Source organism: Gardnerella sp. DNF01189, from assembly GCF_049244195.1.
Classification (GTDB): Bacteria; Actinomycetota; Actinomycetes; order Actinomycetales; family Bifidobacteriaceae; genus Bifidobacterium; species Bifidobacterium swidsinskii.
In genome coordinates, this window is record NZ_CP058385.1 from 606090 (window position 1) to 631849 (window position 25760).

Genomic DNA, 25760 nt, shown 5'->3' on the forward strand with positions numbered 1-25760 from the left:
AAATGAAACTCACACTAGGTCAACGATTCAAAATCCTCTTCACCGGCAAAATATCCGTAACGCAACCAACTTTGACACATGATCGTAAGAGTACGAGAGTAAAACGCGCGTGCGGCAAATACGCAGAATTAGCTAAAAAAAGCCGTCAAACACCAACCGAATGGGTTCAAATCGCTGTAATGCCTTTAGGTAGTGCGCGCACACTCGCATCAAGAGTAAGACGCGGCGGAGTCGCAGCATTTCGCAAGCCACGCGGAGGAGTTTACGAAGCGCGCATAACACCATGCATGAGCGAATACGTCGTAGAAATGCGTTTTATACCAAACAAAAAGGAGAACAAGAAATGAAAGTAAACGAATACTATATCGATGCCATTAACGCTGACAAAGTACTGGACATACTAAAAACCAGCATAGAGCCAAAAGACAATCCACGACTCAACCTAACAAAAATTCGCTCACCATACAACGTCGCATACAAAATTGACTACACGGCGTACGTTTCAAAAGAAGAGTATAAGCAGATAAAAGCAATCGCAACAAACGAAACCTCCACCGACAACGAAACCAATTCGCCTAACTTTGCCGGGCTGCCAGAAAACGTGAAAGATGCTTTAGAAAAACAGTGCGCAATTTTTTTCGCTATCGCTAATCATGAGGACTGCGAAGAATGAGCAGGCAGAAACAGAAAGGCACGGCGTTTGAAAGCGCAATCGTAGAATACTTGCAAAACAATCTCTGCGATGACACTATCGAACGTCGCGCTTTAAACGGTACGTGCGACCGTGGCGACATCAGCGGCGTAACATTCTGCGGCAGCCGCATGGTACTCGAATGCAAAAACGAAAACCGCATGCGACTAGCCGAATACATGCGCGAAGCTGAAACCGAAGCCACCAACGATAACGCACCCTACTATGCGGTAATACACAAGAAACGCGGCGTAGGCATAAGCACAGCGCAAACCGTCGGGCAACAGTACGTGACAATGCCACTACACATGCTAGTAAGCATCATTTACGAAGCAAACTACTGGTGCGAAGAAGCACACGAAAACAAGGAAAACAAGAAATGAAAAAACAACACCTAACACAAGTAATCACCGGAGGGCACAACACAACCGCAATCCCAATATGGGCAAGGTACGGGCAACCTCACGCAATACCTACAATACCAATGCAAACCTACTTGTGTCAGCGTTTAAGCACAAGTAACGACTTGTACTCAAGCAATGACTTAAAACAGTACATGAACAAATTAACAGGCAGCACACAGCGAGCGAAGGCGAGCAAATGGTAGTAAAAAAGATGACTGATCTAATACGCAAATGGTATGCGGACGGAATGTCACTCAGCTACATATGCAAACAAACAAGATTAACAGAGCAGCAGATAAAAGCAATAATTAAAAACACGACAACCGCAGAAGAATGGAAAAGAACAATATTCAGCAACCACCGCTAGACCTAACGCGAGCATTGCGCGCGCTAGGATACACGCACCCGAGCGACCTAGACGGCGCGAGCGTAATCGCCATACGCACCAACGGTGAAATCGTCCACGACTACCTGCAAGGCGTGACAAACGCGCGCGCACAAGTAGTCACATGGCGGTTGCGCGGCAACGGCGAGCGCATCATGGAAAGCATACGCACAACAAGCGCATGGCGAACCATGCTGGATAGTAGTTGGAAAACAATAAACATACTGGAGAAATGATGAACGCAGTACAAGCTAAATTAACGGACTATGATGGATTTGTTGAAAAATTCAAGCCTAAACTAACCACAGACGACTGTTACACGCCGCCGCAAATCTATGAGATTATTAAGAATTGGGCGGTTGAAAGATACGGTTTGCAGGGGCGTACTATTTTGCGACCTTTTAAGCCCGGTGGTGACTATGAGGCGGAAGAGTATCCGGAAGGTTGTGTGGTTATTGATAATCCGCCGTTTAGTATTCTGAGGAAGATTAAAGATTTTTATATCACGCATAATGTTGATTTTGTGCTTTTCGCGCCAACGCTGACGCTTTTCAGCTCAACGGACAATGTGGTGAACTATGTTGTTGCTGATGCGCGCATTAAGTACCATAATGGCGCAGTTGTGAACACGAGCCTTGTGACTAATCTTGGCGATAATCTTATCGAAACCGCGCCAGACTTAAGACGCAGAATTATGGAGACTCAAAAAAAGTCAGGCACCAAATTAAAGCAGCTTATTAAATACGAGTACCCAGAAAATGTTGCATATACAGCCAGAATAAACATGTGCGTGCGCCATCGTAAAACATTTACATTAAAACGCAGTGAAGCGTGGCATATTAAAACACTAGACGCTCAAGCCACAACTAAAAAAGGTATTTACGGTGGGGGCTTTTTCATTAGCAGTAAAGCCGCGGAAAGACTCAAGCAATGCGAACAAAGCCCTCTAACAGAAGGCTGCACAAGCTCAGAGCACCCAACAAAATGGGAGCTAAGCGAGCGTGAAAAACAAATAATCAAAGTACTAGACGAACAGTCAGAAAAGAAACAACAATAATGGTAGTAAACGTAAGTCAGAAAGATAAGACAATTGAGCGCGTGCGTGAGCGCTTAAGTCAAGCGTACTGTGAGATAGCGCCACGCACGCCAGACAGTGCAATCCAATACTTGGACGCGTACGATGCGCTAATCCGCAAATACCTTACACAAGACTACGGATACAGTAACCCGAACATGCCACTGGAAGAACCAAACCACACGAAATAAGGAGAAGAATTATGACCACGCCAGATTATTACAAGTATGATGACGGTGAAACACATTTTGAATGCTTTGACATTAGCCGCTATTATTCAGGCGACTGGGCGCAAGTCATACAATACGTGTTCCGTTGGCAGAAAAAAGACGGCATCAAAGACCTAGAAAAAGCGTTAGCATGCGCAAAAGACGCACAAGCCAATGGCATAATTCCCAAGCCAATCACAAAAAGCCACATACTTCGCCGAACAATAAAAAGAAAACTTATAATTCTCAGTAAACAAGATTTTAGCAATGCCCACAAAGTGTGGGAAGGCATTATAATGCGCTACGACGCCACAGATGAGATTATTGCCGCGTTAGAAGAAATGATAAGGGACGCAAAAAATGTTGGATGACGATAGGCTGAAAATGCTCAGGGAAGCCATTCAAATCGACCAAAATATTCCCACAATTCTACACAACGAAGCAACAAGCGAATACATAAGCATTCCACTATGCTTAATCTACGGCAATAGCTACGAGAAAGCACTCGATAATCCATGGTGTTGGACATCGCACGCGCTAAAACAATGGCAAGATACAGTAAATAAAAGCATCGAAGAGTACAATAAGAAGAGCATCAATAAACAGAAAGAAAGGAACAGCTCATGATGGGCACAATAATGGTAATCAGCATAATACTATTCATCGCAGTGATGATATTTGGATTCGTTGCTTGGATCTACGACTTGCTCCATTGCAAACCACACAGCGAACTCGGGCAACGTATTCTACGACTCGATGAAAACAATAATCCAATCGAAGATAAGAAAAAATAGTAAAGGAAACGAATGCACGATAGTAGTGAACGCAGACTATGCCGCGAATGCCGCCACACTTACGCGAAAATAATCCGCGCGTTGCCAGCGCAGACTACTATCGTGCGTCAAATCGCTTATAAGCAGGTTAGGCTCACGCACCTTGGTCATACTCCGTCGCGTGGTATTCCACCAATGCCGTTGAACACTCGCGCGTTGAATCTCATTGACCGTATCCATGCACAGTGTTGTGTTGTGCTTGGTCAGATTGATGCGCGTTACGCGCAGTTGCCGCTTAACCCGGTGTTACGGTTGATGGTGCAAAACGTGAAAAAAATTCCGCAGTTGCCGGCGGCAGTCTACGACTTGAAAGAATGGCAAGCCATTGAGCGTGATTATGATACGCTCACGACCCCGGACGAAATTAAACACCCTATAGGGGTATGCCCGAAATGTAACATGCCAGCCGCGGCGCACACATGGGATAGAACCTACACGTGCGCACATTGCGGTTGTAGTAGTATTGTGACGGACATGGTAACAAAAGCTAAAAAAGCACTCAAAAACAATAGGGGGGGTCTTGGAATAAGTCCAAAAAAAGTCAAGAAAAACCCCGGTCATATATACAAGCCATCGAACAATTCACAGTGCTAACACACTACAAACAGCACAAAAACGTTTAAACAACAACCCATTATCAAAACATTAGAAAACTTTAGTCAAAACAATCCTAAACAAACTACTGAATTTTAAACATTCAAAAAATTACATAATTCGCCCACATCACACTCTAAAACAGTGCGCCAATCAGCCAGTAAGCCTTTAACGTATGCGCCACTAGCTTCTAAATGCCACACCAACGCGCCAATACCACCAACGCACCCAACCGTTGGAAACATTAGGGGTTCACTACACCCCACACTCTCCCCCCACCGTCCCCAGCCTTAACATGCGAACGTAGCTTATGATCCCAACAACAAGCAATACTAGAAAACACTTAACAAATACTCTAACTGTTAAAAATGCAACAACTTTTCACGCAAACAAACCAAAGCCATACAAGACAAGACACAATAGTAAAAACAGTACGCTTACCCTAAACTCGCTCGTTTATCAAAAGTACAGCACGACACAGAACGCAGCCATAATAACCAGTCAAAGCATTACGTGGCAAAAGAAAAAGCAAATCAAAATCCAAAATTTTCGCACAAAAATTCGTGAGATTATGCCATATATTTTTTTAATAAATTATGAAGCCCTTCAAAACCCCAAATCCGCCTTATTGTTAATGAGAATCATTATCAATAACTGAAAACGTTTGCAAAAAACATGATTATTGAGAAGATTCTCATTATCAATAAAAGCGAAAAGAGCCATCGGAAAGTCCCCTAATCCTTCGCGTCCTCACTAAGCTCACGCAGCAATGCTAAGCCCTCAACCTCAGACACGGGCAAGCACACGGGCGCATACGGACGGCGCGCCAGCCACTCGCGGATAGTATCATAACGCCATAGTGGTGTCTGACGTTTAAACCCTGCTAAAGCATCTGGTAGCGGCATGTCTGACGGCTTCACCGCGCCGCGCCTGTAATTCATGCGCGCATCAGTCAAATACTGACCAGCAACACGCTGCTTGACATCCATAAAGATAGCAATGTCACGCACGGTTAAATAGCAAGGTGCGTCCTTTTTTGCTCTAAAATCGTAGTTACTCATCGCACATTGGCTCCCAGTACTCTAGCGCGTCCGTCTCTACTTGTGCTTGTATCGCTTTGCGCGCCTTTCTAGCTCTTCTTGCGCCTTATAGCATCGCTCAAAAGCCGCGCGATTTTCTTCTATGATGCGCTTTTTTATGATCCGCATTTTTGCTCTAGCAGACCGCTGCGCGCTCTCTACCTATAGGCAAAATATAAAACGCTACCTCTTTACGACCAAAGACACAATCCCTCCATTCTTGCCGTACGCGCGACATGTCGCTCGTCTCTAAAATCCTTTTGAGTCCTTCCTTATAAGCTGCATTTATCCGCATTTTTTGTCCTTTCTTTTGATATGCTAAAGTGCCGCACGCCTACACGTGCAGCACTTACACTATTTTGCTATTTTAAAAGTTTTTGTAATTCTTCGGCTAGGCTTGTGCGAAAAGCCTTATCAAAAGCGAGCGCGCTATTTTCAGCAAGGCGCGTTTTAAGACTTTGCAAAGTGCTATTGTCTTGCTCTTGCTCTTGTGCCCACTTAATAAAGCTATCAAGCGCGTAGCCTAGTACTTGCGCGGCGTTATCTTCTAAAGAGTGCTTTTCAAGGTCAGCTTTACTGTATACGCGCTCAAAATCATCACCTTGTAAGAAAGACACAAAAGAAGGCAGATTGCCTTTTTTATCGTCCAAATCGTCTACGTCGTCTGCCCACTCGCAATCCTCAAGCCAGTAATATACAATTCTGCGCAGCTCATCGCCCCAGTCGGTCATGTAAAGCACAGGCATGTCATCCCCAGTGTACTTCGTAAAGTACCAGTAGTTACTAAAGCGCATCGCGGCGTTCCACACTTCCTCTTCTGTATATTTGCTCACGAGCTTAATGTCATTTAAAGCCACTGTAATAGTGGTGTCTGCGGATTCCTCACCTAAAGGCAAGGGCGCTAAACGCTCAATTGCGTACCCGACCTCGCGAAGAGCGTTTTTAGTAGTCTTAACTCCAGCTTTTTCCATTTCTTCGTACGTTGCAGGCTTGATATAGCGCAAGTGTTTAGTGTCATCTTCTTCTGCGTAAAGGTGGGACTCTTTGAAAATATCACGAGTCTCACTGATAATCTCATCACGCGCAAGCCAGCAGACGCGCGCGTCAACCTCATCCTCGCGCATCTGATACGCGTCGCTCAAGTCGTTTTGCAACGCCGCGCGCTCCTCGCTGTCGTCGCCATACGCGCTAATATCAACCCCTAAGAAAGCTGCTAAATCCTCTTCACTCAAGCCCTCAGCAGTATAATCAATATTTTCAAGATAAAGACCGTCGGTCGCATTGGTAAGCTTCCAGCTATCTTTAATGACTTTGTAAAAAGCCTTTTCATCAGGTGCGGACTCCAAATCCTTAAGGTCATCTAAAGTAACCATTTTTACTTTAATGCTTGTATCAATCATTTTATGCTCCTTTTTGCTTTACTTTTATACTACTCTGTTAAAAAAGTGCCTTAGCTTCCGCAGCCAGCTCTTCCTCGTCGCCTTCTTCATTAGAAAAAAGACTATCTCCCTTATCTTGTAGCTTCTTATAAAAAGCCTCCACTGCTGCGAGCGCTGCTTTCTCTTCGTCTAATCTTTCGCCTTTTTGTAAAACAACGCCATTGTCTAAAGTAAGGCAATCAGGCGCTACAAAATGGCTACGATGATACAAGCCATGCGCTGCGATTATGTCGCGTAACTCTGCGCACGCTGCTAGTGCGAGTTGTGGCATGATAGCAGCCCATGCGTTGCACACTTGCTCTCTGAGTAAATAACTATAGCCATTGAAGCTGAAGCCGTCCTCAGTCGCGAGCCAATGCTCACCACCGCTACACCTGATATACTCAGGCGGAACATCTACAGGCAACCACTCCGTGACCCTACGTGCAAAGCCTAGCATCTCATAGCCGAATCCATTATGCTCATCGCTCCACGCAAGAGGAAGGCAAGTTTTCATTGGAGGTGCGCCAAGCCATAGAGTATTCTCTAGCTCGTCCTTCATAATATAAGCGTATTCGTATTTGTTCATTAATATCTCCTTGTTTTGAGCTTTCGCTCTTTGTGTTGACGCTTTATACTATACGCACACCCTTGACTATAGTCAACCTCAGCGTGTCGCGTGATAAGGTAGAAAAGCCGTGACGCGAAGGGCGAGCTTTCCTTGTCGTCCTTGTTGACAATGACGCGCCACGGCACTTCTTACATAAGCTCCCACTCGATAGCTTGATACACTTGCGCAACCGCAAAAAGAATCGTGCCCCTTACCTCTTCATCAGCTACACTCTCCGGATGCCTCAAAACCCACCGAGAAAGAAAGAAAAGCTTTTCCCAAATCGGGCGAATCTGCGAATTACGTGAATTTTTTGAAGTCTTAAGAGCGCGCGCCAGCCTTTCCGCATACACGCTCACGCCACTAGCCATCCATTCCAAGCTGTCCGCATCGGTCTCAAATTCACCTTCCATGTAGCGCTCTAAGTCACTGCAATAATCTTCAATCCCTTGCATCTCGCACCCCCTAGCACACAACAGGGCAGTTAACAAAAGCAACAGCCAGAAGAACCATCATCGGCAAATAACGAGCGCAGAAAAGAGAAACAACGCCACGCAAGGCTTTGCGCCAATCGCTCCAGTCTGTCTTAAAAGCATCTGCCATAAAATAAGCAACATTCATCGCAAAAAGAATAGCGCAGAAATCCTGAGCCTGAATCATCAAAACCATTTTTATCTCCTTGTTTTGAGCTTTCGCTCTTTGTGTTGACGCTTTATACTATACGCACACCCTTGACTATAGTCAACCTCAGCGTGTCGCGTTCAAACCCGCCACATGATAGCATAGAGCAAAGCGATAATCATACCTATAACGAACCAACAAAGGGGACGGCTTTTATGCCGTCCCCTTTCTTATACCCATCGCCACCCCTAAAAAAGAAAAAGCAGAGCAACGCCGCGCACTACCCACCTATTACAACTCCACTAGCCCCCTAGCCCCCCCCTAGCACCACACCCACACACACAAAGCAAAGCAAAGCAAAGCGCACACAAGCCACAAAGAAAAAGCTTTATCACCCCAACCCCACTCACTCACACACCCTATATATAGAAAGAGGCACGCCCATGCTCAAGCCATGCCCTACCCCAGGCTGCCCCACCCTCATCCCCCCCACCACCCGAGCATGCCCCAAATGCCTAAAGAAGCTAAGACACACCACCAACGCAAAGCCCTACACTAGTGCAGGACATCGCAAAGCAAGAGCCAAGCTCCTCGCACTTCATCCTTACTGTCAATGCGAAGGATGCAAAGCACACAAAGGATTATGCACACAAGAAGCCACAATCGCTGATCACTATCCTTTAGAGCGTTTCGAGCTTATCGCAGAAGGCAAAAATCCTAATTCTTTGCGCTACATGCGTGCATTGTGCAAAAGATGTCACGACATCAAAACCGCGCGCACAAGACCAGCAGGAGCCGTGCTACAGAGATACCAATAAACACCCCATAAGACATTGCAAACGTTTGCAAAAAACACCCCCCAAATACCCCAAAAATCGGTAGGGGATAGGGGTATTGGGTATCGATTTCCAAAAGCGCTGCCTAACTCTCTTTTTGTTGCGCCGGGTTCAAAAGATTTGGCAAGAATGGCTTATTTTCAACGTTTTCAGCATTTAAGAGAGTGTTACTTTAATAATTACCCCTACCTTTTCTCTAAAAATCCCGGGAGTGTCGCCATCCGGCAAAAATCGTTGGAAACGTTAGCATTTTTGGAGGTTTTATGAGTTCTGGACGTGGTGGAGCTAGAGTTCGCAGTGGTCCCGCGCCTGACCCACATTCGCGCAATAGTTTGCGAAAAGGAGTTAAAGCTCTAGTACTTTCCGCTGATGGTTTTGCTGGCGAAATCCCTAAATTCCCCTTGCCGCAGTTTCGTGTTGTTGATTCTGAAGGAGTTAGGGATACTAATGGAGAAAAGCGTTTTGCTAGTCGCGAGAAGACTGTTTGGAGACATTTGTGGAGTTTGCCACAAGCTGAAGCTTGGAGTATGCCTGAGTATTCTTACATGTTTTTTGAGATTGCTTTATATGCGCGTCAGCTTGTGATTTGTGAGCAGGCTGGCGCGAGTGCTGCTGACCGTGGCTTGTTGCCGCGTTTTGCTGATCGCATTGGTCTTAGTGAAGCTGCTATGGCTGGTTTTGGTTGGAGTATTCGCCGTGATTCCGTTGTTGATTCTGCTCGCGATTTGAGTGTGATTGATGGTGTTCGCGTGTTACCTCGTCGTATGCGTGGTGGTGATGATGCTTAGTTCTGATAATTGGCATGTTGATTTTCCTACTCTTGCTGATGTTATTGATGCGTGGATTCAAGCGCATTGCAAACAACCTGATGGCTTTAATCGCGGTAAGCCATTTGTGCTTGCTGACTGGCAGTTTTGGTTGGCAGCGAACCGTTGGCGTATTCGCGAGGATGCTAAATTCGTGCCGCCTGAAGAGGTCACGACTGATAATCCTATGGTTTTGAATCAAGCGTTTACGTATCGCCAAACATTGTGTGTTGCTCCTCAGAAGACTGGTAAAGGTCCATGCGCAGCGGCATTTGTTGCTGCTGAAGCTGTTGGCCCTACTGTTTTTAACGGTTGGGCGAAAAAGGGAGATGTTTACCGTTGCTCTGATTGGGGTTGTTCTTGTGGTTTTGAGTATGCGTACTTGCCGGGCGAACCTATGGGTAGACCTCAACCATCACCTCTTATTCAGTTGACTGCTAACAGTGAAGACCAGGTACTTAACATGTATCGTCCTTTGAAAGCTATGGTTTTGCTTGGCTCTTTGAAGGAACGTTTGCGTGTGCGTGAGGGTTTTATTCGTGTGCTTAATGGTGATAGTGATGTGAGTGATGCGGCTGACCTTGACCGTATTGATATTGTTACTTCTTCTGCTCGTAGTCGTTTGGGTAATCCTATTACTGACGCTGAACAGGATGAAGCTGGCTTATATACGTCTTCTAATGGCATGGTGCAGGTTGCTCAGACTCAGCGGCGCGGCGCGGCTGGTATGGGTGGGCGCACTCACGCGTGGACGAACGCTTATGACCCTACTGAGAATAGCTACGCTCAGCAGATTGTCGAGAGTGGTGACCCTGACGTTTTTGTGTTTTATCGTAATCCGGATTTGGCTCCTGAGTTGAGACGTGAAGATGGTTCTTTGATGTCTTTTTTGAAGCGTAGTGAACGCCGCAAAATCCTTGAATACGTATATAAGGGTTCGCCTTGGGTTGATTTGGACAGTATTGAAGCTGAAGCAGCTAGCTTGCTTAAGACTGACCCATCGCAAGCGGAACGCTTTTTTGGCAATCGTCTTGTTCAAGGTGCTGGAGCTTGGATTGAGGAAGCACAGTGGGCTGAAGCTTATGGGGGGTATCAAGATTGAGTAAAAAACATGAGTTATGGCTTGAGAACCCCCCAGCAGGCACTAGCGTGTGTGGTGGTTTTGATGGTTCTGAAAATGATGATTTTACGTGTTTTAAGCTCGAAACGTTGAGTGGTTTTATTTTCACACCTCGCTATGGGTATGATCAGCGTCCTACGATTTGGAATCCTAAAGAGTGGGGTGGGCGTATTCCTCGTGGTGAAGTTATTGCTGCTATGGATGAGCTTGCTCACAAGTATAAGTTTGTGCGTATTTATTGTGACCCGGGGTTTAAGGATGAGATGAGTTGGGAATCTCAAATTGATGCTTGGGCGCGCGCGTATGGTGAGCGTGTTTTTGTTCCGTGGGTTATGAACGGTAGTAATCGTATCACGGCTGTTTATAAGGCGTTGCGGCGGTTTGAGGAAGATTTAAGCACACACCGTATTACGCATGATGGTTGTCCTATTACTAACGCTCATATTGTGAACGCGCGGCGTATCCCTAAGACAGCTGAAAGATACGGTCTTGGTAAACCTCAGCAGGATAGAAAGATTGATGCTGCTGTTGCAACGATTCTTGCACATGAAGCAGCGTGTGACGCGCGCATGGATGGTTGGGGTGAAGAAAAGCCGAATCTTATTTATTCGCCGTCTAATATGAGGAGACTTAGATGACACTTAATATTGATGATGTAAATGTGCTTCTTCGTAGGTTGTTGATGCAGGTTATTGGTCGTCAAGCAGATATTACAAAGCATGTTGAGTATTTTCGCGGACGCCGCGGTAAACTGCCGTTTACTAGCCGTGAGTTTAAGAAGTATATGGAGAATCGTTTTAACTCGTTCTCTGATAACTGGTGCTCTACCGTGGCGCAAGCGCCGGTTGAGCGTATTCATTTTCAAGGGTTTATTACGCCTGATAGTAGTGTTGCTCCTGATTCTTTGCATCGCGTGTGGCAGGATTCTGATGCTGACCGTGGTCTTAGTGAAGCGGCACTTATGATGATGGTTGCGCGCCGCTCATATGGGTTGGTTACTCAAATGGCTGACGGTCATGCGCGTATTACTTTTGAGAATCCTGATTCTTGCGCTATGGAGTTTGACCCACGTACAGGCGCGCCTACTGTAGGCTTAACTCTTGGTGGCGAAGGCTCTGACACTGGCGTACTGTATTTTCCTGACTGGTATGTGCTTGTTCGTAAAAATGCTGATATGGCGTTTGGTTCTACTGGCGTGGAGGATTGGGCGATAGACGAGTCTACGATTCAGCCTAATCCGCTTGGTGTTGTTCCTATGGTTGAGTTTCGCAATCAGTGTATGTTGGATCGTTCTCCTATTTCTGATATTGAGCAGGTTGAAGCTATGCAGGATACTGTGAATGTTATTTGGGCTTATCTGCTTAATGCTCTTGATTATGCTTCTATGCCGGCGCGTGTGATTCTTGGTGGGGAACGCTTGCAGGAGGCTGTTTATGATACTGATGGCAATCTTGTTGGTAGTCGCCCGGCTGACCTTGAAAAGCAGATGATGGATAGGATTTATCAGATTACTGGCGAGAATGTGAAGATTGCGGAGTGGCAGCCGGCTAATTTGGACGCGTTTTTGCCGGTTATTAAGAAGGCTGTTGAGCATATTGCGGCTGAGACGCGCACGCCGTCACATTATTTGCTTACGTCTACTGAGGTGCCAGCGACTGGCTATGAGGTTGCTGAAGCAGGTTTAGTCAATAAAATTCTTGACCGTATTTCTTATTTGCGCGCTGGCGTGAAGCAGTTATGTTGGCTCGCAATGCTTACTGAAGGAGATAATGATACTGCTTTGCTTGTGCGTAATAGTACTGTGAAGTTTGCTAATCCTCAGTATCGCAGTGAAGCGCAAATGATGGACGGGCTTATTAAGATGCGCCAAGCTGGTTTCCCGTTTGAATACGTTGCTGAATATGCTGGTTTGAGTCCTCGTGATGTTGAGCGCGTACTTATGATGCGCGAGAAAGAGATGAGTGACCCTACCCTTGAGAAGATTGCAGGTCAGTTGAAGCATGGTGCGTAATCTTCAAGCAGTGGACACGTTCCATAGGCGTGTGGCTGCGCGTGAAGCTGCTGCAGTGCGCGCAGCACGTCACGCGTGGAAGCGTGTGGATAAGAATGATATTCGTGGCTCTTGGGCGCGCATTAAGCAGCCTTTAGTGGACGTGTTAAGCAATGTGCAGGAACAGGCTGTTGATGCTGGCTTGGATGCGAATGTTGACGTAATGGCGGAGATTGCCCAATATTCAACGCCTGAAGCTCTTGTAAATTCTCACGCGTTTTCGAAGTACAGTGCTAGCGGCGTGGCTTTAGACGAGTGGGTTGATCGTCCGGCTATACGCACTCTTGAACTCATTAAAGAGGGTGTCAATGCTGAGGAAGCATTAGAGCGCGTTGGTGGCTTGTTTAGTTCTAGTGTTGCCACGAATCTAGCTGACGTAATAAGGCAAGCTCAGCAAGCGGATATTACTACTCGCAGGCATATGGGGTTTATTCGTTGCTGCAATGCTGATGCGTGTAAATGGTGCATCATACTGAGTGGCAAAATATACCGTTATAACACTGGGTTTGAGCGTCATATGAATTGTCACTGCTATCACTTGCCAGTCAACTTGAATGATGTCGGTTCTGTCATGGATATTGCGCCTACCCCGATAGAAATGTTTAACAGGCTTAGCGAAGAAGAGCAGAATAAAAGATTCGGCATTCTTGGTGCTAAGAGTATTCGTGCTGGTGCTGATATTGGTCAGATTGTTAATAGCAAGCTTGATAAAACTAGTATCACTAGATCCAGTCGGTCTTATTTCGCATTACAACTTAAAGACAAAGGTTTTACTCTCCCCTCTGCTAAAGACAAGTCGCGCAAAGCATTTAGAAGACTAACCGTTGATGAATGTTGGGCATCTGGGAGTCGTAAAGAAGCCATACAGCGACTTAAGGATAACGGTTACATTCTCCCCCGCGATTTTAGGTATGAGCACAGGAAAAACATTGGCGGATTGTGGGAGTTAAACCCAGCTGTTAGACGTGCTGAGCAGATTTATCAAGAAGCTGTTAAGAGTGAAGATTTAGCGCGTATTGCGCAGGCTGAAAAAGGGTTGCGTGAAGCGTATGAAAAGATTTCCGATTCCATGTCAAACGGCATGGGTTATAGGTGACGAAAGGTCAAGGAAAGGAGAAAACCATGCCAGATGGTGAAAATAATAACGATAATAATTCTCAGCAAGATGAGGAGTTGAAGCAGAATCCTCAATTGCTTTCTCAAGAAGAAGCTAATGAGAAATACAGGGCACAACAGCATGTCAATCGTGACCTTGAGCGCAAACTTAAAGATGCGTTGAAGCAAAACGATAAGTACAAGGGCATGGAAGAGCAGTTAGCAAAACTGCAAGGTCGTGAAGCTGAGTATCAGAAGGCTGAAGAGCTTGCGAAACTTCAGCAACAAGCTATTGTAAACGCTAATCAGCGTGTTCTTAAGAGTGAAATTCGTGCCGCCGCTGCTAGTGTGCTAGAGAACCCGGCGGATGCAACACTTTTCCTTGACTTATCAAAATTCACTGTTTCCGATGATGGAGAAACCAACTCAGAGGAAATTAATAATGCTTTGGGCGCGCTTGTTAAAGAGCGTCCATATTTGGCGAAACGCCAACCAAACACTGGTGTCGTGAGTACGCCTCCTAGTGGCGCGCGTGCTCAGACTGTTCAGCAGCTTACGCGTGAGCAGCTTAAAGGCATGACACCAAGTGAGATTGTGAAAGCTGAAGCGGAAGGCAGGCTTGACAACATTCTAGAAGGCAAATAATTACTTAAGGAGAAGATATGGCTATTGATCATTTTGTCCCAGAAATATGGAGTGCTAAGATTCTTAACACTCTTAATAATTCTCTTGTGTTTGCAAACCTTGCAAACCATGATTACGAGGGGGAAATCCGCGCCTACGGCGACACCGTACATATCACTGGTGTTGGTGATATCCAGATTCAGGATTATAAAAAGTATGGCGAGTTGACGATTCAGCCTGTTACTGATGTTGACGCTGGTGTGCTTAAGATTGACCAATCTAAGGCGTTTGCTTTTGAAGTAGACGACTTGGATACTGTTCAGTCACGCAAAGATTTGCGAGGTAAGTTCCAGGAGCGTGCCGCCTATAATCTTGCAGCAGAGGTTGATAAGTATGTTGGCAGCCTTATGGTTACGGCGGCGGCTGGTAAGGCTTTGAAGAAGACTTATACAAAGCCTGAAGACGTGTATGAAAGCATTGTTTCCCTTGGTGCAAGACTGAGCAAGCAGAATATTCCAACCACTGGCAGGTTCCTTGTGGTTGACCCAGATGTTTATGGAATGCTGCTCTTGGATGACCGTTTCGTTAAGAATACTGCTGTTGAGTCTGCAACATTACACAATGGTTTCGTTGGTAATGTGAACGGTTTCACCGTGTATCAGACTAATCTTATGCCAGGCAATACTGATACGAAGCATACTATGCTTGCAGGTTCTACTATTGCTACTACTTTCGCGCAGCAAATCTCTGAGCTTGAGCCAGCGCGTAGAGAGAAAGGCTTTAGTGACATTGTTAAAGGCTTGCTTGTATACGGTTCTAAGGTGATTCGTCCTGAAGCTTTGGCAACATGCGAACTCACTACAACTGGCTCCGTTTCTAGGACTGCCTGATTATGAGTTTGGCGACAGTTGACGATTGCCGCCGTTTCAAAGTGCAGGTTGACGGGCGAGAAGCCGAAGCTGAAGCACTATTAGAGGTTGCCAGTAGCAGTATTACAGCCGCTGCTGGCTCTCCTATTGTGCGCGGCACTCACACGGTTATATTGCCGGGTGTTGACCGCAAACGCCTACCATTACCGTTCCGTCCGGTTGTTCAAGTTGAATCAGTTCTCATTGATGGCGCGCTTGACACTAATTGGAAGCTTATTGGGGATTCCTTATACCGTGACAATGATTGGGCATCCCCTAATGAGCCAACTAGCGTACAAGTAACATTCACAGCTGGCTTTACGAACATTCCAGAGGATATTAAACGCCTTTGTTGTTCCATGGTTGCAGCAGGCTTAGCTCAAACTGAGAACGGCGGATTGCAAACACACACAGGCGTAGCGTATGAGCGCATTGACGACTATCAGATTGGTTACACGCAAGGTGAAAACGCTCTAATAGACGCAATGCAACTACCTGAAGCAACATGCAAAATGTTGCGCTCGCGGTTTGGTTCTCCCGGTTTGGCGGTGAGGATTATATGAGTGCTCTTAGCGTTGTACGTCGTGCTCAACAGGCAGCTGAGTGTCTTATGGTTGATACTGTGCTAGTGAAACGGGTAACGGGTTATGTGTTAGATGAGCAGACTGCTTTGCAGAAGCCATCGTATATGAAAGTGTATGAGGGCAAGTGTAAGTTGCAAGCTTACGATTCTAATGGTGCGAATAGTGCTAATAGTGCGAACGGCGTGAGGTTGAGCGATAAGGTGAATTATGGTTCTCCTATGCTTTCTTCTACGCAAGGTATTCACTTTCCTATGAGTGTGTCCGGGCTTGCCCCGGGTGACATTGTGGAAGTCATACATAGTGTCAATAAGGCTCTTGAGAATCGCGTGTTTAAGCTGGCTTTGAATACTAGTGCTAAAACGTTTACTTCAGCGCAACGCTGGGTATTGAACGCGAATCTTGAGACTGTAGAGGCGGTGGAGAATAATGTTTCGTCTTGAATCTTCTGAGCTTTCACGGTTCGCAGGTGCTTTGCATACGGCTTTTCGTGTGAAAGATGAGCAGGTTGAAAAAATTGTTGCTCACGCAGCACTCAATGTGAAGAAAGCTGTTAAAGCTGATTTAGCAAAATCAGACTACTGGTATTTTCGCGAAACGCCTATCACGTATGAGATTGAGAAAAAGTTTCATGAAGTTACAGCTACTGTAGCACCGTCAAAAGGCAGACCGGGTAGTGTTATTAACTTCGCTTTTTTTGGCTCTGAGCGTGGTGGTGGCACTCACAAATTCTATGAGTATGCTCAGCCTGAGTTTGACACGATGATTGAAGAAATGAGAAAGGTTGGTGTTGAAATATGACAACTTTTCTTGAAGCTCGAAAAGAGGTTTTAAGCATCATAAAACTACCCGACGGGTGGAAACGTTACGAGGACGGGCAAGCACCGTTGTCAAAAACCACTCTCCCACCGTGGGTAATTTTTACCGTCAAACCGCAAAACAGATTCCACTGTGAAGCTGGCGAAACGCGATTGCGATACGCGCTCATAGAAGCACGCATTGTAAACGCTTCACAGTTGAGCGTTGATTTGCTCGCTGAAAAACTCATAGACATGGTTGAAGCTGCAAAACTACAAAACATTGAGGGTATGAGCGTCTACAGGGATTCTGGCTCATACCCGGGAGATATGAAGAATCTCAGTCAGAATATGAATTATGTTGTGCGAGTCGTCGAATGGCGGTTCGCATTTAATATTTAGGAGACATTATGACAGTTGAAATTGCTAAAGTTCCAACACATCTTGCTGCTGGCTTACACCGTACTATTTGGGTGCCAGCTTCTAATGGTATTGCTGATATTCATAAGCCTACTGTGGCTGAATTGGAGAAAGCTGGCAATATTGATTTGAGTATTTACTTGGGTTCTCATGATGCGTTTAGTCTTGATCACTCGCAGGAAACTTTTAACGATGAGCGTGAAGCTTATGCTGTAGCTGGCAAGATTAACGGCATGGAAAAGTATGAGAACGGCAAGCTGCACGTTATTGATAACACTAACACTAAGGATGCTGAGAAGTACAACGAAGCTATTAAAACGCTCACTAAGGGTGCTCGTGGTTTCTTTGTGCGCAGGCGTGGTAAGAAAGCGTCTGAAGAGTTCGTGGCAGGCGATGTTGTTAGCGTGTTCCCGGCAACTATTGGTTTGAAAACTGCGTTTAAGGATAATCGACAAATGAGTTTGATTAACTTTGCCGCTGACCCATCTTCTTCTGATGAGGAAAGTGTTGTTGTGGATTCTGCTAGTGCTGTGCCTGCATCTTCTACTGTAGTGTCGAACTCAGCACAGTAGTAATAATTCTTTCTTGCCGGTTTTTGTGGTGGATTGGCAAGAAGTATAGGGGAAGCGCGTGCGAGTTTTTGTTCCTTTCCTCGCACGCGCCTTTACTTTCTAACACCACAACATACCCCACCCCCCTATTAATTGGAGTTTTATTATGCCTATTAAATACATTCAACCACAATTAACTGTTGATATCGTAACTGACCTTGTATCATTGCAAAAAACGCTCATGCTTACTCAAGAGCTTGTACTTATGCAGCAGGACGAAACGAACGCTATTCGCGATGGACGCTCAGCTGACGAAGTACTGGAAGAAATACATAAGACAAAAGAACTCGCAGACCGTAGCGTTATTACTATCACTTTACAGGGCTTAAACCACTCTAAGTGGAGTGAATACGTTATTAAAAACACAGAAAACAAAGAGGACGAAGATACTCCAACAATCAACGTTAAACAGGCTGCGCTTGAAGCGTTCCCGGCAATGATTGTTAAAGCGCAATACAAACTGAGTAAACGCAGTGTGAGTAATGATGATGTGAAAGAGTTATTGCCAAAGCTTGCTGACTCGCAGATTACAGACATTGTTACAACTATTCAAAATCTTAACGAACCAACAACCGCATTCCCAAAAGAATTAACGCAGCTTATTTAGAATATTTCCCTAGTCTCGTAGCGCAATTAAAAACTGCACGTAGGCTAGGGATTTCTTATAAGCGATTCTGCGGATGGCAGCCAACTGATGACGATCCTATCGAGTGGGATGAAACAGAACGCGCATGGATGCTCGCACTGGATGAGTATGAGAACACAGTTCTTTGCCCACTGTGCGGAATGCCGTCTAAGTTCTGCCATGATTATTTGAAAGTAAATGACACGTTTGAGCGCGCAAAAATCGAAACATGTTTCGTAAGTGCTATGCGTGAGCAGGCGATGGAAAAGTATTTGAAAGATGACCGTCCGGGCACTACGCGCTCGCAAACTACTAAGCTAGTGCCGTTTGGAGTTGAGGAGGAGTAAATGGCGCAAAACGAGAATATTACTATTCGCATGACCGCGGATATTGCTGACTACTCGGCAAAACTCCAAACGGCAGCACACTTGACTGGAAAGTTTGACAGTTTTGTAAAGAGTGCTGGTACTACTGGGGAAAAGACCGGTCGCATAATGAGGGCACTTGCTATTGGTGCTGGTGCAGTTGCTGTTGCTATTGGTGTTGATGCTACGCGTCGCTTTGCCGAGTTTGACCAAGCTATGGCGGCTGTTAGGGCTAACGTCACTGAGAATGTTGGAGAGTTAAAGAAGCTTGAGACAGCAGCGTTGGATGCTGGGCGCAGTGGCATGTTTTCTGCAACTAAAGCTGCTAATGCTATCAATGAGCTTGGTAAAGCCGGTGTGAGCGTTAAGGATATTATTGGCGGCGGTTTGAAGGGTGCTCTTGATTTGGCAGCTGCTGGTGAGATGAACGCTGCTGATGCTGCTGAATTGACGGCTTCTGCATTGAATCAGTTCGGGCTTGCTGGTTCTAAAGCGTCTCATGTTGCAGATTTGCTTGCAGCTGGCGCAAACATGGCACAGGGTGGTGTGCAAGATATGGGCGAGGCATTGAAGAACGTTGGTGTTAACGCTCACATTCTCGGAATGAGCGTTGAGGAAACTGTTGGCGCTCTAACACTGTTTGCATCTAAAGGTTTGGTTGGTTCTGACGCTGGTACAAAGTTTAATGCTATGCTTCAGAATCTTGTTGCACCGTCTATTCGAGCGCAGGGTACTATTAAGAAGCTTGGATTGCAGATTTATGATTCTCAAGGCAGATTTGTTGGCTTAGCGAGTGTTGCTCAACAGTTGCATGATAAGCTTGGGCATTTAACTCAGGCGCAACGAAATGCTGCTCTTGGACGTATTTTCTCTAACGCAGCATTGACAACCGCTAACACTTTGTATGAGCAGGGCGCAAAGGGTGTTGAAAAGTATACGAAGATGATTAACCAACAGGGGTTCGCGTCAAAAGTTGCTAACACTCAGATGGATAATCTCAAAGGTCAGCTCACTCGCCTTGGCAATGCGTGGGATACCATGCTTATTAAAATCGGCAGCGGCGGCAAAGGTATTATAAGCGGCATGATTGGGGCTGTTACCGGGCTTGTTAACGCATTCGCAGCCTTACCTCCTGAAGTTCAGCAAGCCGTCATTGCAATAACCGCGCTAGTCGGTATTGGTGCTGGACTGTATGACATGTATCGTAAAAGTTCTAGATATGGTGGCGTTGTTGCTAAGAGTTTTGACTTTATAGGCAGTAAAGCAAAGCGGCTATTTACGCTGTTGAAGAGCACAAAACTTGGTGCAGGACTTGAATCAGCCTTTAGGAGCTTAAGCAGTACTGCAACTGATACTTTTTCAAGTATTGGGTACAAGATTGCTGGGGCTAGTTCTGGGTTGAGTGTTTTTAAGGCTGGCGTTCTCGGATTAACTGCTGTCACAACAGGAGTTCTTGTTGCTGCATTAGCGGCAGCAGCGATTGGTTTTGTGATGTGGCAAGCTAAAGCTGATGCTGCCAAAAAGCAGACTGATGCACTAAAAGATACTGTGCGTAATAGTGGTGACGTATATCGTAAGCTTGCTGATGAATTAAAAAACGGCAATGATGGAGTCAGCTGGTTTACAAAAGGCACTCAGAATTTTACTGACGCTCTTAAAACTTGCGGCGTAAGCATGGACACGTTTGTTAGCGCAGTCAAAGGCAGCAAAACCGCTGTCACGTCTTTCAATAAAGCCTTAGATAAGACTTGGAAAAACTCTACTCCAGACAGGTTCGGCGGAATCACAAAACAATCTGTCAACATTCTTAAGGAAGCGTTTGATCAAGCAAAAAAGAGCGTTAAAGACGCACAAAACGCGATGAAAGAGGAACAAGCGCAGCAGAAAGCAAATGCGCTAGCTTCTTCGCAGCACGCGGACGCGCTCATGAAGGGCGCGGAAGCCGCAGCCAAAAACAGTGGTGAAATATTAAAAGTCGCTAAAGTAGAAGACATTCTTATAGCAAAATTCGGTGCTAGTAAAAACGCTATCAACGCTCAAGCAGAAGCCATCAACAATAATGTTGAAGCAATGCAAAAATACTACGGTTTCGCAATGGACGCTGACCAAGCACTCACAAACTTGGATAAAACAATACGCGAAAGTAGTAAAAGCGTTGCAGAAGCCGGTAAACATTGGATGGATAACACTGATGCTGCCGATAAAAACATGAGCGCGCTCACAAGCCTTGCTAAGCAAACATTCGAAACCGCTGAAGCGATGGCTAAAAACGGTGAAAGCGTTGAAAATGTAACCAAAGCATTCGACAAAGGCAGTGCCGCGTTCGTTGACCTTGCTCAAAAAACAGGCATGAGCAAGGATAGAGCAATTGCGCTCGCAAAAGCTTGGGGTATTAGTCATGATGCGCTCATGAAGCTGATTGGGGCTGCGAAACAGTCTAATGTTGAAGCAAAAGTTACCGCAAAAGACAACTTTAGTGAAGTGTTTAAAAAACAGAATCTATCTGTAAAAAACCTTAAAGGCGGTAAGTTTGAGATTACTGGCAACAACAAGAAGGCTCTTGATGCTATTGCTAAAGTATCAAAAGCAAAGCTTGACCCTAAAAAGCTGACTCTTACTCTTGATAAGAAACAGCTTCAGACCGCTCTTGATGCGGTTAAAAAAATGAAGCCGGTTGAAGTTAAGGCAAAAGTTAAAGCTGACACTAAGCAGGCTAAAAAAGCTATTGCGGATGTTAGTAAGGCTAAAGTGCCGGACAAGACTGTCAAACTCAAAGGTGATAAGCGTAATCTTGACTCGACTATGTCTAAAGCTAAAGCAGCTAAAGTGCCGGACAAGACTGTCAAACTCAAAGGTGATAAGCGTAATCTTGACTCGACTATGTCTAAAGCTAAAGCAGCTAAAGTGCCGGACAAGACTGTCAAACTCAAAGGTAATAAAACTGATTTCCAAAACAAGTTTAACAGCGCACAAAGCGCACGGTTAAGAGATAAAACTGTGTATTTTAGAGCGAACGCCAATGAGGTTTGGAGTGCTATAAATGCGATTAATAACGCTAGCGTACACGTCAATGCTCGAGTTCATCGCGCGAATGGTGGTGTCGTGTATGGTGCTGGTACTGGTACATCAGATAGTATTCCAGCGATGCTTTCTAACGGTGAGTACGTTATGACAGCCGCCGCGGTTCAGCGCATTGGCGTGAACATGCTTGACCGTTTAAACTACGGGAACTCTATTGCAGGATCTGAGAAACCAGCATCTAATACTGGTGGGGATATGCTCGTGAACGCTGTGAATGGGTTACGAAACGATATGCGCGCGTTAAACGACAGGCTGGTCGCGTCAGGGTGTGTGGCTAATTCTAACGTTGCTGAAGCAATGCGCAGCGTTTTTGACGATGGAGTAAAACTCAAGCTTGATGCTAACGGTCGTGAAGTAATGGCTGGGCTGCTTGCTACGCCTATGAGCCGAGAACTTTCTCACATGATAGATTTAGGAAGGTGAAAAATGAGTTTTGAAGGCGCAGTTAGAATTAACGGCTCCCCTATTGAAGAACTAGGCTTTTCAGTATGTTATCCGGGCATGCGTGTAAGCGCGCCTGAGCCTATAGTTAAATTTCAGCGCGTACCCGGCAGCAGTATTGCCGTGGACACGACGCTTCGCGACGAGGATGGTAACGCTCCGTTAAAAGAGCGTACTGTTACGCTAACAATGTGCACTATTGGGCATGTTGAAGATATTGCACGTATGCAAGCTAATCTTGCAGCGTTAACCGGAAGTCTTATGACTGTTCAGTGTGGGAGTTCTCCAACTTGGCGAGGGTATGCGACTTTTAAAAACTGGCAGCCAGTGTTCGCATTCGGCAATACGGCAAAGTATAAGTGTGATCTAGTTTTAACGGCTGAGCCGTTCGCGTACGGAGTTCCAACGACTGTGAGTGTTAGTGGTGATGTTCACATTGCTGTTGATGGTGACCGTCCTTGTTTCCCTCATTTTAAGCTCAAAGCAGCTAGTGACGAGGTTATTATTAACTGTTCTAGCTCGTCAAAACTTCTAACGTTTGAGGGGCTTTCTGACGGTGCAACACTAGAGATTGAGTCAACTCCGCAAGCACGAGTTGCAAGAATGAATGGGACTATTGTTGTTCCGACTTTGCAAAGTGACTTTTTCCCCCTCATACCGGGGATTGTGGATTTAAGTGTTACTGGTGCTAGTGGCGTGATGAGTTTCACGCCACTTTTTGTTTATGGAGTGTGATGTATGGAATTTTTCTGCAGCAAGTGTGACGGTACGCTGGTTGGTGTTCTTAATGGTGTAACTATGGCAAAACGGTGTCGTAGTGTTGACGGTTCTGACACTCTTGACATTACTTGCTCTAATTGTCCTGTTACAAAAGGTGACAGGATTGTTTTTACTGACGGTCAAGGCATTGGAGCTGAGTATTTAGTGCAGTCTGTGCAAGCTATTAGGGGTGAAGAACAGCCTACTATTACAATTCAATGCGCGAACAGTATTGCTGAACTTAACAGTGTTTATGTTGAGGATTTGCGTGGAACTGCGGCAACTGCTGAAGGTCGTTTTAAAGATTTATTAGCTGGCACACGGTGGGATGTTAAATATGTTGAAAATGGTGCGACTGAAACCGCTCAGGGGAACTACGCGTTTTATCACACTAATGTTCTTAAAGCATTACAAGCTACTTGTAAGACTTTTAACCTTGAGTTGTATACGAGTGTAGAGCTTGATGGAAATCATGTTGTTTCACGTAGCATTAATGCTGTTGAGCATCGTGGCGGTAAAACACCGGTGAAACGTTTTGAGTATTCGCGCGATTTGAAAAGCATTAAACGCACTATTAATTCTGCGAATGTTATTACACGCTTGTACGTGTGGGGCAAGAGTGTTAGTCAGGTGGAACAGAAAACAGAGAATAGTAAAACAGGTTTTGAGGACAATGAGGGGGTTGAATTATGAGTGGGTTTGATAATTGGAATCCGAATTACGTTCCTTATACTCCTCCAGCACAAGGTGGCGGCAGGAAAGCTAATGGTAGTGGTAAGAATTTTGATGCCGCTAAACGCAGGTCGGCACGGAAAGCACTGATAGCTCAGAATAAGGCTGAGCGTGCAGCACGTAAAGCTGAGAGACAACGGCGCGCTGCAGAACGTAAGGCTGCAGCAATTGTACGACGGCAGCAGGCTGCTATCAGGCGCGCTGAAAGGAAGCGCATATCAGAGCAGAAACGTTTAGAACGTTTACAAAACGCACAAATACGTAAACAAAGGGTTGAGGAGCAGCGGGAAGCTCGGCAGCAAAAACATCAGCTTGTTTTAGAACATAAGATTGAGCGCGAAAAAGCTCATCGCCTTGAGCAGGAGCGCCGCGCCGCATGTAAAGCGTTATCAGAGTTGCGTAAAAAAACTATGGGTGGCGGCGATACTCAATCTCGTGTGAGTATTGTTGATGTTAATAATGATTTACCATACGTTGAAGATGTTGCAGCTACTCGGCTATGGGGAGTTCCTGACGGGCTTGGAGGTATGCTGCCTCTTGATGGTGAAGTTATTTTTGATGATATTTCTGACGCTAACTTGTTATTTAAAAAAGGCAAAGAATGTTTAGATAAGCTGTCAAAACCTCAATTAACTTATGAAGCAGATGTGGTTTCGCTTGGTAAAATTGGGTTTAGTTCTGATGCTGTTGGCGTTGGTGACACAGTGCAAATTGTTGATGCTACGTTCACTCCTCCTATTCGTGTTGAAGGGCGCGTGTTGAAGATTGAGGAAGATTTACTTGATTCGGTTGATGCTACGCGTATTACGCTTGGTAATATTCACGAGTCTTACACACAGAAGCGGCGCGCTCAGGAGCAGAAGCTCGATGCGCTTATCGCTCAATCTGACGAGTGGAATGCGGTTGCTGATGGTAACAGTTTGTATGTTCGTGATCTTATTGGGCGTTTGAATGAGGTTCTTAATGCTCGTGGCGGTTATACGTATTTTACTCCTGATGAGGGTATTTTTGTTTATGATAAGAGCGAGGACGCTCATCCCACTACTGTTACTCATATTGGTGGCGGTTTTTGGCGTATAGCGGATTCTTTGAAACCTAATGGCGATTGGGATTGGAAGAATGTTTGTGATGGTCATGGACTGTTTGCTGACCGTATTTACACTGGTATTTTGAGTGACGCTGTAGGGCGTAATTTTTGGAATTTGGACACCGGTGAGTTCTCATTGCAAGCGTCGGTGAAGATTGGTGGCAAGACGGTTCAGCAGATTGTTGATGATAGTTCTGCTGGTGTAATTTCGAAGATGAACGAGTCACTAACCCAGGAAGCTATTTTCAACAAACTCACGAATGGCGGGCAAACGCAGGGTATTTATTTGAGTGGTGGCCACGTGTATTTGAACGCGTCTTATTTGAAAACTGGCTCGCTCAACGCGGGTTTGATTAAAGCTGGGCGCATTCAGGATTATGTGAATTCGAACTGGTGGGATTTGACAACGTCTACTATTCACATATCTCGTGGTGAGATTGGTGGCATGACGATTGCCAATAATAAGATTCACAATCGCACGCTATCTTTAGAAGAAAATGGCATGCATTTCATATCAGGCAATGACAAGTATGGTCGAATTGGCATTATTGATTACACGGATTCTCGGCGTAAAGTGCTTTTCTTTGGGTCGCAGCGCGATGACTGTTTGATTGGTTTTGGCATACAGTCTAATGGAGTCGGCAACTACAACGCAGCTTTAACTTACTCACCAACGTCTTTCGACACCTTGGAACAAGGGTTTAACTTCGGCACGGATTGTAATTTTGAGTATCATAAGGTTAGTAGAGCCGGGCTTGCTAGTGACTGTGTTTATGAGGATGGCGCGAATATGGATAGTCGAACTTTTTATTTGCCTACTAGCATGGACAAAGACGGTACAGCTAGAGAATGGGTACCGGTTACTTTTGGCTTTAGAAATGGCTTCGTCATTTAGAAAGGAGG

At 45.4% G+C, this 25760-nt stretch carries 30 protein-coding genes; 25 read left to right on the plus strand and 5 right to left on the minus strand.

Annotation, left to right across the window (positions count from 1 at the left end; translation table 11 throughout):
* Positions 1-2: 2 nt before the first annotated feature.
* The 7 genes from HXT41_RS02505 to HXT41_RS02535 all read left to right on the plus strand — a co-directional run bounded on the left by HXT41_RS02505 (position 3) and on the right by HXT41_RS02535 (position 4191).
* Positions 3-347: a hypothetical protein gene (locus HXT41_RS02505; protein WP_147396499.1), complete on the plus strand. Its 345-nt coding sequence runs from the start codon at positions 3-5 to the stop codon at positions 345-347.
* Positions 344-673: a hypothetical protein gene (locus tag HXT41_RS02510; RefSeq protein ID WP_012914308.1), complete on the plus strand. Its 330-nt coding sequence runs from the start codon at positions 344-346 to the stop codon at positions 671-673. The genes HXT41_RS02505 and HXT41_RS02510 overlap by 4 nt, the downstream gene beginning before the upstream one ends.
* A complete protein-coding gene (locus tag HXT41_RS02515; protein ID WP_012914309.1) occupies positions 670-1074 on the plus strand; it encodes a hypothetical protein in 405 nt (134 codons plus the stop codon). Before HXT41_RS02510 ends, HXT41_RS02515 begins: the two co-directional genes overlap by 4 nt.
* Before the next feature lie 638 nt (positions 1075-1712).
* Entirely contained in the window at positions 1713-2537 is an 825-nt protein-coding gene (locus HXT41_RS02520; RefSeq protein WP_421788788.1) for a hypothetical protein, read from the plus strand.
* A 220-nt stretch (positions 2538-2757) separates the two neighbouring features.
* Positions 2758-3135: a hypothetical protein gene (locus HXT41_RS02525; protein ID WP_288231161.1), complete on the plus strand. Its 378-nt coding sequence runs from the start codon at positions 2758-2760 to the stop codon at positions 3133-3135.
* Positions 3125-3391, plus strand: a complete 267-nt coding sequence (locus HXT41_RS02530) for a hypothetical protein (RefSeq protein WP_119522664.1) — start codon at positions 3125-3127, stop codon at positions 3389-3391. The genes HXT41_RS02525 and HXT41_RS02530 overlap by 11 nt, the downstream gene beginning before the upstream one ends.
* A 179-nt stretch (positions 3392-3570) precedes the next feature.
* Positions 3571-4191, plus strand: coding sequence for a hypothetical protein (locus HXT41_RS02535; protein ID WP_288231160.1), 621 nt, complete (start codon positions 3571-3573; stop codon positions 4189-4191).
* A 734-nt stretch (positions 4192-4925) separates the two neighbouring features.
* Here the strand turns inward: HXT41_RS02535 and HXT41_RS02540 are convergent.
* From HXT41_RS02540 to HXT41_RS02560, 5 genes are all read right to left on the minus strand, one after another.
* Positions 4926-5252, minus strand: coding sequence for a hypothetical protein (locus HXT41_RS02540; protein ID WP_288231159.1), 327 nt, complete (start codon positions 5250-5252; stop codon positions 4926-4928).
* Positions 5253-5632: 380 nt separating this feature from the next.
* Complete coding sequence (locus HXT41_RS02545; RefSeq protein ID WP_288231158.1) at positions 5633-6670, minus strand: hypothetical protein; 1038 nt, start codon at positions 6668-6670, stop codon at positions 5633-5635.
* A 37-nt stretch (positions 6671-6707) separates the two neighbouring features.
* Complete coding sequence (locus tag HXT41_RS02550; RefSeq protein WP_288231157.1) at positions 6708-7277, minus strand: hypothetical protein; 570 nt, start codon at positions 7275-7277, stop codon at positions 6708-6710.
* Positions 7278-7447: 170 nt separating this feature from the next.
* The gene (locus HXT41_RS02555) at positions 7448-7753 is read right to left on the minus strand and encodes a hypothetical protein (RefSeq protein ID WP_288231156.1); all 306 of its coding nucleotides are present in this window, start codon (positions 7751-7753) and stop codon (positions 7448-7450) included.
* A 10-nt stretch (positions 7754-7763) separates the two neighbouring features.
* The gene (locus tag HXT41_RS02560) at positions 7764-7967 is read right to left on the minus strand and encodes a hypothetical protein (RefSeq protein WP_288231155.1); all 204 of its coding nucleotides are present in this window, start codon (positions 7965-7967) and stop codon (positions 7764-7766) included.
* A 1051-nt stretch (positions 7968-9018) separates the two neighbouring features.
* Here HXT41_RS02560 and HXT41_RS02565 point away from each other — a divergent pair.
* From HXT41_RS02565 to HXT41_RS02650, 18 genes are all read left to right on the plus strand, one after another.
* Positions 9019-9543: a hypothetical protein gene (locus HXT41_RS02565; RefSeq protein WP_012914320.1), complete on the plus strand. Its 525-nt coding sequence runs from the start codon at positions 9019-9021 to the stop codon at positions 9541-9543.
* The gene (locus tag HXT41_RS02570; RefSeq protein ID WP_244261705.1) at positions 9533-10663 is read left to right on the plus strand and encodes a terminase; all 1131 of its coding nucleotides are present in this window, start codon (positions 9533-9535) and stop codon (positions 10661-10663) included. The genes HXT41_RS02565 and HXT41_RS02570 overlap by 11 nt, the downstream gene beginning before the upstream one ends.
* A 47-nt stretch (positions 10664-10710) precedes the next feature.
* Complete coding sequence (locus HXT41_RS02575) at positions 10711-11319, plus strand: terminase (RefSeq protein WP_012914322.1); 609 nt, start codon at positions 10711-10713, stop codon at positions 11317-11319.
* Positions 11316-12692: a phage portal protein gene (locus HXT41_RS02580; protein ID WP_421788789.1), complete on the plus strand. Its 1377-nt coding sequence runs from the start codon at positions 11316-11318 to the stop codon at positions 12690-12692. The genes HXT41_RS02575 and HXT41_RS02580 overlap by 4 nt, the downstream gene beginning before the upstream one ends.
* On the plus strand, positions 12682-13827 hold the full coding sequence (locus HXT41_RS02585) for a hypothetical protein (protein ID WP_421788790.1): 1146 nt from the start codon (positions 12682-12684) through the stop codon (positions 13825-13827). The genes HXT41_RS02580 and HXT41_RS02585 overlap by 11 nt, the downstream gene beginning before the upstream one ends.
* A 26-nt stretch (positions 13828-13853) precedes the next feature.
* Positions 13854-14471: a hypothetical protein gene (locus tag HXT41_RS02590; RefSeq protein WP_421788791.1), complete on the plus strand. Its 618-nt coding sequence runs from the start codon at positions 13854-13856 to the stop codon at positions 14469-14471.
* 17 nt (positions 14472-14488) lie between these two features.
* Positions 14489-15340 (plus strand): coat protein, encoded by an 852-nt coding sequence (locus HXT41_RS02595; RefSeq protein WP_421788792.1) that lies wholly within the window; start codon positions 14489-14491, stop codon positions 15338-15340.
* A 2-nt stretch (positions 15341-15342) separates the two neighbouring features.
* On the plus strand, positions 15343-15921 hold the full coding sequence (locus tag HXT41_RS02600) for a hypothetical protein (protein WP_421788793.1): 579 nt from the start codon (positions 15343-15345) through the stop codon (positions 15919-15921).
* Positions 15918-16382, plus strand: coding sequence for a DUF6093 family protein (locus HXT41_RS02605; RefSeq protein WP_012914328.1), 465 nt, complete (start codon positions 15918-15920; stop codon positions 16380-16382). Before HXT41_RS02600 ends, HXT41_RS02605 begins: the two co-directional genes overlap by 4 nt.
* Positions 16369-16740 (plus strand): hypothetical protein, encoded by a 372-nt coding sequence (locus HXT41_RS02610; RefSeq protein ID WP_421788794.1) that lies wholly within the window; start codon positions 16369-16371, stop codon positions 16738-16740. Before HXT41_RS02605 ends, HXT41_RS02610 begins: the two co-directional genes overlap by 14 nt.
* Positions 16737-17138 carry a hypothetical protein gene (locus HXT41_RS02615; RefSeq protein WP_119522521.1) on the plus strand — a complete coding sequence of 134 codons (402 nt, stop codon included), beginning with the start codon at positions 16737-16739 and terminating at the stop codon, positions 17136-17138. Before HXT41_RS02610 ends, HXT41_RS02615 begins: the two co-directional genes overlap by 4 nt.
* Before the next feature lie 8 nt (positions 17139-17146).
* Positions 17147-17728 carry a hypothetical protein gene (locus HXT41_RS02620; protein ID WP_421788795.1) on the plus strand — a complete coding sequence of 194 codons (582 nt, stop codon included), beginning with the start codon at positions 17147-17149 and terminating at the stop codon, positions 17726-17728.
* 145 nt (positions 17729-17873) lie between these two features.
* Complete coding sequence (locus HXT41_RS02625; RefSeq protein WP_119522524.1) at positions 17874-18374, plus strand: hypothetical protein; 501 nt, start codon at positions 17874-17876, stop codon at positions 18372-18374.
* Positions 18375-18502: 128 nt separating this feature from the next.
* On the plus strand, positions 18503-18739 hold the full coding sequence (locus HXT41_RS02630) for a hypothetical protein (protein WP_049762331.1): 237 nt from the start codon (positions 18503-18505) through the stop codon (positions 18737-18739).
* The gene (locus HXT41_RS02635; protein ID WP_416090873.1) at positions 18740-22261 is read left to right on the plus strand and encodes a phage tail tape measure protein; all 3522 of its coding nucleotides are present in this window, start codon (positions 18740-18742) and stop codon (positions 22259-22261) included.
* Positions 22262-22264: 3 nt separating this feature from the next.
* Positions 22265-23014, plus strand: a complete 750-nt coding sequence (locus HXT41_RS02640) for a phage distal tail protein (protein ID WP_012914334.1) — start codon at positions 22265-22267, stop codon at positions 23012-23014.
* Between the two features lie 3 nt (positions 23015-23017).
* The gene (locus HXT41_RS02645) at positions 23018-23731 is read left to right on the plus strand and encodes a phage tail spike protein (protein WP_041160520.1); all 714 of its coding nucleotides are present in this window, start codon (positions 23018-23020) and stop codon (positions 23729-23731) included.
* Positions 23728-25752: a hypothetical protein gene (locus HXT41_RS02650; protein ID WP_421788796.1), complete on the plus strand. Its 2025-nt coding sequence runs from the start codon at positions 23728-23730 to the stop codon at positions 25750-25752. The genes HXT41_RS02645 and HXT41_RS02650 overlap by 4 nt, the downstream gene beginning before the upstream one ends.
* Positions 25753-25760: the final 8 nt, after the last annotated feature.

Coding starts and splice junctions, on each gene's coding strand:
- HXT41_RS02505 (WP_147396499.1), top strand. CDS start 3: ATGAAACTCACACTAGGTCAACGATTCAAAATCCTCTTCACCGGCAAA.
- HXT41_RS02510 (WP_012914308.1), top strand. CDS start 344: ATGAAAGTAAACGAATACTATATCGATGCCATTAACGCTGACAAAGTA.
- HXT41_RS02515 (WP_012914309.1), top strand. CDS start 670: ATGAGCAGGCAGAAACAGAAAGGCACGGCGTTTGAAAGCGCAATCGTA.
- HXT41_RS02520 (WP_421788788.1), top strand. CDS start 1,713: ATGATGAACGCAGTACAAGCTAAATTAACGGACTATGATGGATTTGTT.
- HXT41_RS02525 (WP_288231161.1), top strand. CDS start 2,758: ATGACCACGCCAGATTATTACAAGTATGATGACGGTGAAACACATTTT.
- HXT41_RS02530 (WP_119522664.1), top strand. CDS start 3,125: ATGTTGGATGACGATAGGCTGAAAATGCTCAGGGAAGCCATTCAAATC.
- HXT41_RS02535 (WP_288231160.1), top strand. CDS start 3,571: ATGCACGATAGTAGTGAACGCAGACTATGCCGCGAATGCCGCCACACT.
- HXT41_RS02540 (WP_288231159.1), bottom strand. CDS start 5,252: ATGAGTAACTACGATTTTAGAGCAAAAAAGGACGCACCTTGCTATTTA.
- HXT41_RS02545 (WP_288231158.1), bottom strand. CDS start 6,670: ATGATTGATACAAGCATTAAAGTAAAAATGGTTACTTTAGATGACCTT.
- HXT41_RS02550 (WP_288231157.1), bottom strand. CDS start 7,277: ATGAACAAATACGAATACGCTTATATTATGAAGGACGAGCTAGAGAAT.
- HXT41_RS02555 (WP_288231156.1), bottom strand. CDS start 7,753: ATGCAAGGGATTGAAGATTATTGCAGTGACTTAGAGCGCTACATGGAA.
- HXT41_RS02560 (WP_288231155.1), bottom strand. CDS start 7,967: ATGGTTTTGATGATTCAGGCTCAGGATTTCTGCGCTATTCTTTTTGCG.
- HXT41_RS02565 (WP_012914320.1), top strand. CDS start 9,019: ATGAGTTCTGGACGTGGTGGAGCTAGAGTTCGCAGTGGTCCCGCGCCT.
- HXT41_RS02570 (WP_244261705.1), top strand. CDS start 9,533: ATGATGCTTAGTTCTGATAATTGGCATGTTGATTTTCCTACTCTTGCT.
- HXT41_RS02580 (WP_421788789.1), top strand. CDS start 11,316: ATGACACTTAATATTGATGATGTAAATGTGCTTCTTCGTAGGTTGTTG.
- HXT41_RS02585 (WP_421788790.1), top strand. CDS start 12,682: ATGGTGCGTAATCTTCAAGCAGTGGACACGTTCCATAGGCGTGTGGCT.
- HXT41_RS02590 (WP_421788791.1), top strand. CDS start 13,854: ATGCCAGATGGTGAAAATAATAACGATAATAATTCTCAGCAAGATGAG.
- HXT41_RS02595 (WP_421788792.1), top strand. CDS start 14,489: ATGGCTATTGATCATTTTGTCCCAGAAATATGGAGTGCTAAGATTCTT.
- HXT41_RS02600 (WP_421788793.1), top strand. CDS start 15,343: ATGAGTTTGGCGACAGTTGACGATTGCCGCCGTTTCAAAGTGCAGGTT.
- HXT41_RS02605 (WP_012914328.1), top strand. CDS start 15,918: ATGAGTGCTCTTAGCGTTGTACGTCGTGCTCAACAGGCAGCTGAGTGT.
- HXT41_RS02610 (WP_421788794.1), top strand. CDS start 16,369: ATGTTTCGTCTTGAATCTTCTGAGCTTTCACGGTTCGCAGGTGCTTTG.
- HXT41_RS02615 (WP_119522521.1), top strand. CDS start 16,737: ATGACAACTTTTCTTGAAGCTCGAAAAGAGGTTTTAAGCATCATAAAA.
- HXT41_RS02620 (WP_421788795.1), top strand. CDS start 17,147: ATGACAGTTGAAATTGCTAAAGTTCCAACACATCTTGCTGCTGGCTTA.
- HXT41_RS02625 (WP_119522524.1), top strand. CDS start 17,874: ATGCCTATTAAATACATTCAACCACAATTAACTGTTGATATCGTAACT.
- HXT41_RS02630 (WP_049762331.1), top strand. CDS start 18,503: ATGCTCGCACTGGATGAGTATGAGAACACAGTTCTTTGCCCACTGTGC.
- HXT41_RS02635 (WP_416090873.1), top strand. CDS start 18,740: ATGGCGCAAAACGAGAATATTACTATTCGCATGACCGCGGATATTGCT.
- HXT41_RS02640 (WP_012914334.1), top strand. CDS start 22,265: ATGAGTTTTGAAGGCGCAGTTAGAATTAACGGCTCCCCTATTGAAGAA.
- HXT41_RS02645 (WP_041160520.1), top strand. CDS start 23,018: ATGGAATTTTTCTGCAGCAAGTGTGACGGTACGCTGGTTGGTGTTCTT.
- HXT41_RS02650 (WP_421788796.1), top strand. CDS start 23,728: ATGAGTGGGTTTGATAATTGGAATCCGAATTACGTTCCTTATACTCCT.